At 61.0% G+C, this 11552-nt stretch carries 7 protein-coding genes; 6 read left to right on the top strand and 1 reads right to left on the bottom strand.

Translation table 11 applies throughout. The features are described 5' to 3' along the window. Window positions 1–242: 242 nt before the first annotated feature. A complete protein-coding gene (locus ABI_RS01065) occupies window positions 243–1592 on the bottom strand; it encodes a GH1 family beta-glucosidase (RefSeq protein WP_006270946.1) in 1350 nt (449 codons plus the stop codon). Between the two features lie 315 nt (window positions 1593–1907). On the opposite strand from ABI_RS01065, the gene ABI_RS01060 reads away from it, so the two are divergent. The 6 genes from ABI_RS01060 to ABI_RS01035 all read left to right on the top strand — a co-directional run bounded on the left by ABI_RS01060 (window position 1908) and on the right by ABI_RS01035 (window position 11506). Continuing rightward, a complete protein-coding gene (locus ABI_RS01060) occupies window positions 1908–2954 on the top strand; it encodes a LacI family DNA-binding transcriptional regulator (RefSeq protein ID WP_006270945.1) in 1047 nt (348 codons plus the stop codon). Window positions 2955–3131: 177 nt separating this feature from the next. After that, a complete protein-coding gene (locus ABI_RS01055; RefSeq protein ID WP_006270944.1) occupies window positions 3132–6047 on the top strand; it encodes a TonB-dependent receptor in 2916 nt (971 codons plus the stop codon). Between the two features lie 917 nt (window positions 6048–6964). Continuing rightward, a complete protein-coding gene (locus tag ABI_RS01050) occupies window positions 6965–8476 on the top strand; it encodes a glucoamylase family protein (protein WP_050808244.1) in 1512 nt (503 codons plus the stop codon). Continuing rightward, window positions 8473–9753 (top strand): sugar ABC transporter substrate-binding protein, encoded by a 1281-nt coding sequence (locus ABI_RS01045; RefSeq protein ID WP_006270941.1) that lies wholly within the window; start codon window positions 8473–8475, stop codon window positions 9751–9753. The genes ABI_RS01050 and ABI_RS01045 overlap by 4 nt, the downstream gene beginning before the upstream one ends. Continuing rightward, a complete protein-coding gene (locus ABI_RS01040; RefSeq protein ID WP_006270939.1) occupies window positions 9750–10658 on the top strand; it encodes a carbohydrate ABC transporter permease in 909 nt (302 codons plus the stop codon). The genes ABI_RS01045 and ABI_RS01040 overlap by 4 nt, the downstream gene beginning before the upstream one ends. A 23-nt stretch (window positions 10659–10681) precedes the next feature. Then, on the top strand, window positions 10682–11506 hold the full coding sequence (locus ABI_RS01035) for a carbohydrate ABC transporter permease (protein ID WP_040308814.1): 825 nt from the start codon (window positions 10682–10684) through the stop codon (window positions 11504–11506). Window positions 11507–11552: the final 46 nt, after the last annotated feature.

Here is an 11552-nt window from a genome sequence, read left to right as displayed (position 1 = left end):
TTATTTATTTTCCTAGCTTTTTATTGAGTCCACCTTCCTACCACGACTTAGAGGGCAAGGACTTTGAGATGTGTAAATCCTATAGCGTAAATATGGGAGGAGAAGGTGTTTCGCGCTAAACTCATAGCGCTCTGAATGGCGCGGGTGTCGCAGACAGCTCCAAAAAATACCCCGCCAGGTCCGGGGAAACCTGGCGGGGCTCGGTCAGGACAAGCCGTAGGGAGACACCGGCGTCCTGAAGCTCATAAACTTTCGGCCAGACTTTCCCCGTGGCTGGCGATGACCTTTGCATACCAGTGGGCGCTGTCCTTGGGTGTGCGTTCCTGGCTGGCGAAATTGACGTGGACGATGCCGAAACGCTTGGCATAGCCCAGGGTCCATTCCAGATTGTCCATGAACGACCACACCAGGTAGCCGCGGATATCGACTCCAGCGGCAATCGCCTCACGCACCGCAAGCAGGTGTTTGCGCAGATAGTCCGTACGCAGAGGATCGCGCACACGGCCATCCTCGGCCACCGGCGGATCGAAGAAGGCTGCGCCGTTTTCGGTGATATACAGCGGGATATCGCCATAGCGCTGGCGCACCCACAACAGCGTGTCGGTCAAGCCCTGCGGATAGACTTCCCAGTTCGTCTCGGTATAGGTCGCCAAAGGCTGGCGGACAGGGGCGGCCTTCAAAAACCAGGCGCTGTCATCGTGGCGAGTGACCGACCGCGTATAGTAGTTGACGCCCAGAAAATCGACCGGCTGCCGGATCAGTTCGAAATCGCTGCAGTCCCACTCCGGCCAGGCGCCGTTGAACACCTCGCGTAGCTCCGGCGGATAGGACCCCAGCAGCGCCGGATCGAGATACTGCTCGTTCATATAGGCTGCGGCGCGGCGGCTGGCGGCGACATCGGCATTGGAATTCGACGCGGCGTATTTCGGCTCGATATTGACCACCAGGCCGATTTCGTGTCGGCCGATCTCGCGATAAAGCTTCACGGCCGCTCCATGGGCCCGCATCAGATTGTGCGAGGCGATCGGCGCTTCGAACCGGTTCTTGTGCCCCGGGGCGATGGTGCCGCGCAGATATCCGCCGTCGCTGACCACCCACGGCTCGTTGAGCGTAACCCACTTCTTCACCCGGCCGTCAAAGGCTTCGAATGCCACCCGGGCATAGTCGGCGAACCATTGCGCGCTGTCGCGGTTCAACCAGCCGCCGCGATCGTCCAGGGCCGCCGGCAGGTCCCAGTGAAACAGCGTGACCATGGGCTCAATGCCATGGGCCAGCAGTTCGTCGATCAGGTCGGAGTAGAAGGCCAGACCGGCCGGGTTCACCGCGCCGGTGCCTAGCGGCAGTATACGCGCCCACGACAGGCTGAAGCGATAAGCCTGCATCCCCAGTTGCTTCATCAGAGCGATATCGTCGCGGAAACGGTGGTAGTGGTCGCAGGCGACATCGCCGGTTTCCCCCTCGGGGAGGTGGCCCGGTGTATGCGCGAAACGGTCCCAGATGCTGGGGCCCTTGCCGTCGGCTTTCGGCGCCCCTTCGATCTGGTAGGCCGCTGTGGCGCACCCCCATAGAAAGCCTTCGGGAAAGCCCCGCATTCGTCCCCCGTCCCTTGCGCAAGTCGTGTTGAAAACGGCGCGCGTCAAAAAAGCAAATGGTTAACGAATCACAAACCGGGCTGACCACGGGTAGTGATGCATTAAGGTTTCATCTGATCTGCAATTTTATGTAAACGCTTACAGCGTCGTTGACAAGGTTTTTGTAAGCGTTTACAGGCGCATTTGTAAGCGTTTGCACGTTAACGGAAACGCCGTCCTGTGCCACAAGGGAGTCTGTTGAGTCGGACACCTGAAGGGGACCACATGGGACGAGAAAATAAAGAGCGGCTTGGGGATCGGAAGGTTAGATCGGACATGAAGGGAGCCACCCTGAAGGACGTTGCCCGTGAGGCAGACGTGTCCATCGCTTCGGCGTCGCGGGCCATCAATGGTCTGGACAATGTCGCCGAAGAGGTGCGCCGCCGCGTCCTGGAGGCGGCCAGCAAGCTGCGCTATGTGCCGCATGGCGGGGCGCGCTCCCTGGTCATGGCCCGGACCAATACGGTCGGTGTGCTGTTGCCCGACATCTACGGCGAGTTCTTTTCCGAAATCATCCGCGGCGTCGATGTCGCGGCGCGCGCCCGTGGCCTGCATCTGCTGGTGTCGGGTTCCCACGGTGATATCAATGAGGCGGTCGCGGCGGTGCGTGCCATGGGTGGCCGGGTCGATGGCCTGCTGGTCATGTCGCCCTTCGTCGATTCCCAGGATCTGGCGGCGGTGCTGCCGCTGAACCTGCCTCTGGTGACCATCGCTTCGCGCATCGGCAAGGTTGAGCAGGGCTCGATCAGCATCGACAATTTCGGCGGCGGCGTGAAGGCGGTCGAACATCTGATCGATCAGGGCTGCAAGACCCTGGCCCATATTTCCGGTCCGCCCAGCAACTTCGAAGCCCAGGAACGCCGTCGCGGCTTCCTTGAGGCGGCCAACACGGCGCTGCCGGGGGCCGAGCACCGCCTGTTCGAAGGCGATTTTACCGAAGAATCCGGCTATCGCGGCGCCAAGGCTTTTCTCAATGCCTGTGCCCAGACCGGCGAGCCCATGCCCGAAGGCATTTTCGTCGCCAACGACATGATGGCCGTCGGCTGCCTGCTGGCCCTGCGCGAGGCTGGCAAGGCCGTGCCGGACGAGGTCGCCCTGGTCGGGTTCGACGATATCCCCATTGCCCGTTTCGCGTCACCGCCGCTCAGCACCCTGCGTGTCGGCGTCTTCGATCTCGGCCGCCGCGGCCTGGAGCTGCTGGTCGACGCCATGGAGCGTGACAGCCTGTCCGACGGCGAGGACCGCGAGTCGGGCGAGGGCATTGTTGTTTCGCCGGAGCTGGTTTTCCGTGACAGCTCCCGGCGGCGGGCACCGCCCGCCTGAGGCCATGGAAACAAGCGCATCCCAAAAAGTGTAAAGCGCTTTTTGGGTAAAGATGCGCGTCAAAACAAGAGCTTAGAGCACCGATCCGATTCTTCCGGATCGAAACACGCTCTAAGCACAGCCAGTTACCAAATAAGCCCCGGCCCATATTGGGCAAGGATAATGGGAGGAGAGAAAATGAGATTTCAACCTGCACGTCGCGGCCTGAGAACCGGTGTTTCGGCGGTCGCCGTCGCGGCTGTCCTGTCGCTCAGCATCATGGCCGGTAGCGCCCTTGCTGCGGATACCTCGACGCTCCAAGGGAAAGTGACCGCCGGCGCTGGCAGCGTCGTTACTGTCACCGATACTGCCAGCGGGCAAAGCGTCACCACCACTGTTCGCCCCGACGGCACCTACGTCATCGTCGGTCTGCGCCCCAGCACCTATCATGTCACGGTCGGACAGGCGTCCGAGGACATCACGCTGGCGGTCGGCGAAACGACGACGCTCGATCTCGATGCCGCAGCAGCGGCCGCACCTGCGCCGGCAGGCACCGCGGTGACGATCCGCGGGCGCCGCCAAAAGGAAGTGCGCACGTCCGAAGTCGCCACGAACGTATCTCAGACCCAAATCAACAACCTGCCGCAGAACGGCCGTAACTTCCTGAACTTTGCCGCGCTTGCGCCGGGTGTGTCTGTGACGCCCGATGCCGAGAACAAGCAGTTCCGGGCCGGCGCCACCTATGCCAACCAGGTCAACGTCTTTATCGATGGCCAGAGCCAGAAAAACCAGGTGCTGCAGGGCGGTACTGCAGGGCAGGACTCGTCGCGCGGTAACCCCTTCCCCCAACTGGCCATCCAGGAGTTCAAGGTCTCGACCCAGAACTTCAAGGCCGAATATGAGCAGGCCGGCACGGCGATTATCTCAGCGGTCACCAAGTCGGGCGGCAACGAGTTCCACGGCAGTGCCTTCGTCACCTACCAGTCGAAGGACATGATCGGCCAGCCCTACTACCAGCGTGCCAATCCCAAGAGCGATTACCAGAACAAAGAGTTTGGATTCGACATCGGCGGCCCGATCATCAAGGACAAGCTGCATTTCTATGTCGCCTACGAAGGTCGCGAGGACCAGCGACCGACCGATGCTGTTAACATGCCCGAGGCATCAATCGGTATTCCCGCCAGTCTTGCCAATGCCTTGAAGGCTGAAGACGGTGTTTTCGAAAAGAACTTCAAGGAAGATCTGTTCTTCGGCAAACTGACCTGGACGCCGAACGACTACAACACAGTCGATATCTCGTACCAGGACCGCCAGGAAGATGATGTCCGTGATTTCGGTGGTTCCACGGCCTATTCGCATGGCTCGACCCTGGACCAATATGTCCGTCAGGGCATGATCTCTTGGAAATATCGCGAGGAAACAATCCTCAACGAGATGACGCTGGAATATCAATCCTATCACTGGCGTCAGTCGCCTCTGAGCCTGCAGCCCGGATTGAACATCATCCGTGGCGCCAACGATTTCAACACCGTGGCCCTGCTCGGCGGCGCGACCTACTTTCAGGAAAAGGCCCAGGACAACGTCACCTTCCGCAACACCATGACCTACACCGGTCTGGAATGGCATGGCCGCCACGTCATCAAGGGCGGCGTCAAGCTGGCAGTGTATGACTACCTTGCGACCGAAGGCGACCACTTCAATCCGGAATTCTTCTATTCCGCCCAGACCTTTACCTACGGTGGCGGCGCCAACAACACCCCTGTTCGGGTGCGCATCGCCGACGGTGACCCGCGTCTCGAGAGCACGAACACCCAGTGGGGCCTGTTCCTTCAGGATGACTGGACGGTCAATGATCACCTGACGCTGAATCTCGGCCTTCGCTGGGACTTCGAATCCAACATGCTGAACGACGAATTCGTCACTGATCCTGGCGTTGCGGCAGCCCTGCGCGGCTGGGCCAACTTCAAGAACGGCGGCTTCGACGCCAACGACTACATCAGCAACGGCAGCAACCGCGAGGCCTTTAAAGGCGCCTTCGCGCCGCGTATCGGCTTCTCCTATGATGTCCACGGTGACCGTCAGCTTGTCATCTTCGGCGGGTACGGCCGTTATTACGATCGGACCATCTACGACAACGCACAGCTGGAAACGCGTCGGACGCAGATCCACATCGCCCAGATCGACATCGTACCTCAGGGTGCCACACCTGGCGCTGGGCAGATTGCCTGGAATCCGGCCTACTACTCCGATCCTTCGGCCCTTGTTTCGGCCGCTGCCGCTCTTGACCTGAAAGGGGAAATCTTTGCCCTCAACAACGAGGCCAAGGTCCCCTATTCCGATCAGTTCAACATCGGCGTCCGAAAGCAGTTCGGTCAGATCGCCACCAGCGTCACCTACGCCAACATCCAGAGCAAGGACATGCTGAGCTTCGTGCTCGGTAACCGTAATCCGGACGGTTCCTGGTGCGTGCATGGCGACCAGTACGCCTGTCAGCCCTGGGGCTCCGGCCTGCCTGGCTACGGCAGCTTGATCATCTCGACCAACGACCAGGAAGCCCGCTATCAGGCCCTCTACTTCACGGTCGACAAGCCCTATTCCCAGGCTTCGGGCTATGGCTACAGCGGCACCCTGACCCTGACCGATGCTGAGGCGACCGGCCATAACGACCGCTTCATCTTCGACTACGCCATGCCGCATGACACTGGCTGGCACGCGGCCGAAGGCGTCGATAAGTGGCGCTTCGTTGGCACCGGCATCGTAGACGGTCCGTGGGATACCCAACTCTCGGCCTTTGTCACGGTCGCTTCGGGCGGTCCCTTCGACTACATTGACAACACCGGCCCGGCACTGCGTATTATCCCAGGCGGCATCTATCCGAAGGATGACCCGGCCTATAAGAGCGTCGACCTGCGCATCTCCAAAGACTTCACCTTGCCAAACGGCCAGGTCATCACAGTGGATGGTCAGGTCTACAACGCCTTTGATTGGGTCAATAAGACCTATTCTGGCTGGGGTGGTGGCTTTAACGGCGGAAGCGGTGCCAGCGGCGAAGGTGACACAAATACCGTCGGTTCGGCGCGTTCATTCCAGGTCGGCCTGCGGTACAAGTGGTAAGCGTGAGCGCAATCTGATTGCGCGACCACAAAAACAGGATGTGATCCTGGTGAAGGGGGAGGTGCTCGTACCTCCCCCTTTTTTTATATCAGGATACCGGCCTAATTTTACCTCTCCCCGTTTACGGGGAGAGGACGACAGCCGAGATGGTCGTCACCTTCACGACCGACTCAGGTCGCACTTTTGATGCTGATATAGATCTGACCGGCGCATCAAAGGCGCTTTCAACTTCCCTGAAGCTTTGTGCCTGACAGAGGCCGGCCGCACACCGTCAAGGGCTTCCTGGACCTTGGCGCGAAGCCATACATCATACCCTTGCGGCTCGACGGCCGGCTCTTTGTTGTGCGACGTAGCAATCTCCTTTTGAGCCGATTGTACCTCAATTGAAGGGCGTGAACCAAAGCTTCGGGCCGACTTTGCCTGCCGCTGCCCGACTTGAGAATTTTCACCACGAACTACACGAACGGACACGAACTTTCGGGTCGTCCTGACGCCGCGAAGCGGCCTTTCCTGTCAAAAATCGAAGCGCGTGCCGCCTGTTGAAACTTATCACCGTCAGCACGGCGCAATCCGTCTTAATCCCTCTAATCTGTGTAATCTGTGGACCCACTTAGCGTTAGTTGCCGCTGCGCGGTGGTTTCCAGCACCTCATAAAGTTCGTGTCCGTTCGTGTTGTTCGTGGTCAAAACCCTTTCTAAATACCGCACAACCAAACCCAGACGCCTCGGCTTGACAAGCCAAATGTAAACGCTTACAGCCTTAAGCAACAAAGAAAAACACAGTGAGGAAAATCGGATGTGGGTGGTCTTTTTCAACGGTCTGAATAGCCTCTGACCCCATCACGGCGCGCATCCCCCGCGCCCAATTTCCCCGCTGCACTTAAAGCCTTTAGGCGCCAAAAGTTGAAGGTTGATGGCATGACGTTCACCCCGCCGGTTTCGTCCCTTTCGCGGCGCGCCCTGATGATGGCGACCGCCGCAGCCACAGGACTGACTCTTACCGGATGCCAGGCCCCCAAAGCCAAAACAGCCGCATCCACCAATGGCTGGGACGACACCCTGGCCGACCTGCATAGACGTACCTTCCAGTGGTTCTGGGACGTTACCCCGCCCAAGACCGGCCTGACTCCCGACAACTGGCCCAATCCCGACTTCTGTTCGGTCGCTGCCGTCGGATTTGCGCTCAACGCCTACTGTATCGGCGTCAAGTCCGGCTATGTCGATCGCGCCGCCGCTGCCGAACGCACCCTGACGACACTTCGCACCTTCTGGAACGGTCCCCAGGGTCCGCAGGCCGCCGGCGTCATGGGCTACAAGGGCTTCTTCTATCACTTCCTGAATATGGGCACGGGGCACCGCCATGATACGGTCGAGCTGTCCAGCATCGATACCGCCCTGTTCGTCACTGGCGCCCTGACGGCGGCCGGCTTCTTCGACGGCGACACCGACGCCGAAAGGGAAATCCGCAAGCTGGGCGTGGCGCTTTATGAGCGCATCGACTGGACCTTCCTGGAGCGTGACAACGGCCTGATCAGCATGGGTTACCACCCGGAGCCCGGCCGCCAGGGTCATGATGACACCGGCAAGATTATCCGCAGTTGGGACCGCTACAACGAAGGCATGATGGTCTATCTGCTGGGCCTGGCCTCGCCGACCCATCCGATCAAGGCCACGGCCTGGGATGCCTGGGCCGCCACCATCGGCGTGACCTGGGGTGCCAATTTCGGCGAGCCACACCTGGGCTTTGCGCCGCTGTTTGGCCACCAGTATTCCCACGTCTGGTACGACTATCGCGGCATCGCCGACGCCTATATGCGTGGCAAGGGCATCGATTACTTCATCAACTCTCAGCGCGCCACCGTGGCCCAGCGCAACTACGCCATCCAGAATCCGGGCGGCTTCAAGGACTACAGCGGCGATGTCTGGGGTCTGACCGCCTGTCGTGGCCCTGCCTATGTCAAGGGCAAGGTGAATGGCCGCGAGGTCCAGTTCTTCGAATACTCCGCCCGCGGCCCGCAAAGCGGCGACAAGGAAGGCAATGACGACGGCACCCTCGCGCCGACCGCCGGTCTGTCGTCCATTGCCTTCTCACCGGAGATCTGCACACCGCTCATCCACACCCTGCGTGAAAAGTACGGCAGCGACCTGTACGGTGAGTACGGCTTCTATGACGCCTTCAATCCGTCCTTCCCCAAGGATCTACCATCGCGATCGGGTCATCACACCCCAAAGGCCGGCTGGGTCGCCTATGAGTATCTCGCCATCGACCAGGGTCCGATTCTGTCGATGCTGGAAAACCACCGCTCGGGCTTTATCTGGGACGTCTTCAACCGCAGCGCCGTGACGGGTCCGATCGTTCAGCGCGGTCTGAAACTGGCCGGCTTCCAGGGCGTGACCCCCGCCGGCGACTGGCTGAAAGGCGGTTCATGACCCTGACGCGCCGCGCAACCACCGGTCTTCTCGCCTCTGTCGCCGTTTCCAGTTCTCTGGTCGGCTGCACGGCAAAGGAGCCGCTGCGCGTCTGGGCCATGGGAGTGGAAGGCGAGGCGCTTGGCCCGTTTGCCCGCGAGTTCGAACGCAGCCATCCCGGCGTCACGATCCGGGTTCAGGTCCTGCCGTGGAGTGCGGCGCACGAAAAGCTGCTGACCGCCTTTGCCGCCGACAACCTGCCCGACATCATCGCGCTGGGGAATACCTGGGTGTCGGAATTCGCGGCGCTCAACGCCCTGGAGCCGCTGAACGATCGGCTGAAGGGCAGCGCCATTCGCTTCGACCATTTCTTTGACGGCGCGCGCAATTCGGTGACGCTGGGCGACCGAATTCTGGGCGTGCCGTGGTATGTCGATACGCGCCTGCTCTTCTATCGGACCGACCTGCTGCACCAGGCCGGGTTCGACGTCCCGGCGGTCACCTGGGACCGCTGGGACGCCCAATTGGCGGCCCTGAGCCGCGACGGCCGGCATGGCCTGCTGATGCCGATCAACGAGTACGAACCGCTGGTGGCGCTGTGCCTGCAAAGCGATGCGTCCCTGCTGCTCGACGACGATACCCGCGGCGGCTTCCGCCAGGCTGGCATCCGCGATGCGTTTGCCTATGCCGCCTCGCTGTATGAACGCGGCTACGCCGCCCGGCTGATGCATTCCGAAGTCACCGACTACTACTCGGCCTTCGCCCGTGGCGAATATGCCTTCATCATCACCGGACCGTGGAACCTTGGCGAGTTCTCGCGCCGCCTGCCGGCCGCCTTGCAGGACAAATGGGCGACGGCACCCCTGCCCGGACCCAACGGTCCCGGCGCTTCTTCGGCCGGCGGCGTATCGATGTGCGTCACCCGCGCTTCCAGAGATAAGGACCTGGCGTTTTCGTTCGTCGAATATATGTGCAACACCCAGCAGCAGGCCGAGTTCTACAAGGCGACCGGCGACCTGCCGCCCGACCGCGATGCCTGGCCGATGGCCCAGCTTATGGAAGACGAACGGACCCACGCCTTCTTCGACCAACTGACCATGGCCCGCCCGGTGCCCAAGGTGCCGGAATGGGAGCGTATAGCCAATGAGATGACCGGCGCGCTGGAGCGGGTTATCCGCGGCCAGGTGGGGCTGGATACGGCGCTGGAACGGCTGGACGCGTTCGCCTGGAACGTCCTGGCCAAACGTCGGACTCTCCTCGCCAGGCAGCGCAGCTTTCAAAAAAGCGGTGCGGCATGAGCTACGACCTGCGCCGATCTTTACTTCTTGGCCTGAAGCACCTGTCCCCCGGCCATGTCTTTGTCGCCCCGGCCTTGCTGATCCTGTTCGTCTTCTTCCTGGCGCCGGTGGCCGGCGCCTTCGTGATGAGCTTTACCGACTTCGACATCTACGCCCTGGCCGACCTGAAAAACCTGAGCTTTATCGGCTTCGACAACTATATCAGCCTGCTGGGCTCGCCCCTGTTCTGGAAAGCGTTCGGCAACACCGCCTATTTCGCCCTGGTCGGCACGCCCTTGTCGATCGCCGTGTCCCTGGGGTTGGCTATGGCGCTGAACACGCCGGGTGTGGGCTTGAAGCCGGTGTTTCGCACGGTTCTGTTTGGCCCCTACGTCGCCACCCTGGTCGCCGCCGCCATCATCTGGCGCTACATGGTCGATTTCCAGTACGGCTGGGTCAATCGCGGCCTGGGGGTGGTTGGTGTGCCGCCTATCGACTGGCTGGGTGATCCGCACTGGTCGATGCCGGCGATCATCCTGTTCGCCGTGTGGAAGAACTTCGGCTACAACATGCTGATCCTGCTGGCGGCCTTGCAGAAGATCCCCGATGAGCTCTACGAAAGCGCCCGTGTCGATGGCGCCGGCCCGTGGTCGCGCTTCCTGCATGTCACGCTTCCGGGCGTGTCTCCGGTGCTGTGGATGGTGGCCCTGCTCACCGTGGCTGGCTACTTCCAGCTATTCGCCGAGCCCTATGTCATGACCCAGGGCGGGCCGGCCCAGTCGACCTTCTCGCTGCTCTACTACATGTACCAGGACGGCTTCAAATACTGGAACCTAGGCCACGCTTCAGCGACCGCCTTCATCCTGTTCGCCATCCTGATCGGCATCTCCTTCATACGTAACCGGTCGCAGGAGACGTTTGCATGATTTGGTGCATGAAGATTGGGCGCATGAAGATGCCCTCCGTCCCCACCCTGATCGCCGGTACGGTCCTGGTCTTCGCTACTGTCTGGGCCGCGTTTCCGCTGTTCTGGATGACCTCCATGTCTTTCATGCCGGAAGCCGAGGCCAACGCCTTCCCGGCGCGGCTATGGCCGGTGAACCCGACCTTGGACAACTATGCCGAACTGTTCGCCTATCAGCATATGGGCCGCTATGTCCTGAACTCCCTGTTCGTTGCCTGCCTGGCCACGGCCCTGTCGCTCGCCTTCAACGTCACCGCCGGTTACGCGTTTGCCAAGCTGCAGTTCAAGGGGCGGGAAAAGCTGTTCCAGGCCCTGCTGGCTGCCCTGGTTATCCCGGGCCAGCTGACCATGTTGCCCCTGTTCTTCCTGCTGAAGAACCTGCACCTGCTCAACACCTATGTCGGGGTGGTGGTGCCATTCATGTCGTCCCTGTTTGGCATCTTTCTGGTCCGGCAATATGCCCTCAGCCTGCCTGACGAGATGCTGCAGGCCGCCCGCGTCGACGGCGCTTCGGAATGGCAGGTCTTTCGCCGCATCGTCCTGCCCAATCTGCGTCCCATCATGGTGACCCTGGGCGTTTTCACCTTCCTGGCCGCCTGGAACGACTTCCTGTGGCCGCTGATCGTTCTGTCGGACGACGGCTTTTACACCCTGCCTCTGGCCATCGCCGCCCTGTCCCAGGAACATCTCCAGGACCAGGGGCTGATGATGGCCGGCGCCACCGTCACCATCGCCCCGGTGCTGATCCTCTTCATTCTGCTGCAACGCCACTACGTCCGTGGTCTGCTCAGCGGCAGCGTGAAAGGCTAGGCATCATGTACACTTCCAGTAAATGCGAACCGTCAGAAGGATACCC

It is taken from the genome of Asticcacaulis biprosthecium C19 (assembly GCF_000204015.1).
Taxonomy (GTDB): Bacteria; Pseudomonadota; Alphaproteobacteria; order Caulobacterales; family Caulobacteraceae; genus Asticcacaulis; species Asticcacaulis biprosthecius.
The sequence above is the reverse complement of the archived record's forward strand: the minus strand, read 5'-3'. Positions and strand labels throughout refer to the sequence as shown.

What these genes read in the sequence shown, in the direction of transcription:
- ABI_RS01050 (WP_050808244.1), top strand. Translation starts at nt 6,965, where the DNA reads ATGACGTTCACCCCGCCGGTTTCGTCCCTTTCGCGGCGCGCCCTGATG.
- ABI_RS01040 (WP_006270939.1), top strand. Translation starts at nt 9,750, where the DNA reads ATGAGCTACGACCTGCGCCGATCTTTACTTCTTGGCCTGAAGCACCTG.
- ABI_RS01035 (WP_040308814.1), top strand. Translation starts at nt 10,682, where the DNA reads ATGAAGATGCCCTCCGTCCCCACCCTGATCGCCGGTACGGTCCTGGTC.
- ABI_RS01065 (WP_006270946.1), bottom strand. Translation starts at nt 1,592, where the DNA reads ATGCGGGGCTTTCCCGAAGGCTTTCTATGGGGGTGCGCCACAGCGGCC.
- ABI_RS01045 (WP_006270941.1), top strand. Translation starts at nt 8,473, where the DNA reads ATGACCCTGACGCGCCGCGCAACCACCGGTCTTCTCGCCTCTGTCGCC.
- ABI_RS01060 (WP_006270945.1), top strand. Translation starts at nt 1,908, where the DNA reads ATGAAGGGAGCCACCCTGAAGGACGTTGCCCGTGAGGCAGACGTGTCC.
- ABI_RS01055 (WP_006270944.1), top strand. Translation starts at nt 3,132, where the DNA reads ATGAGATTTCAACCTGCACGTCGCGGCCTGAGAACCGGTGTTTCGGCG.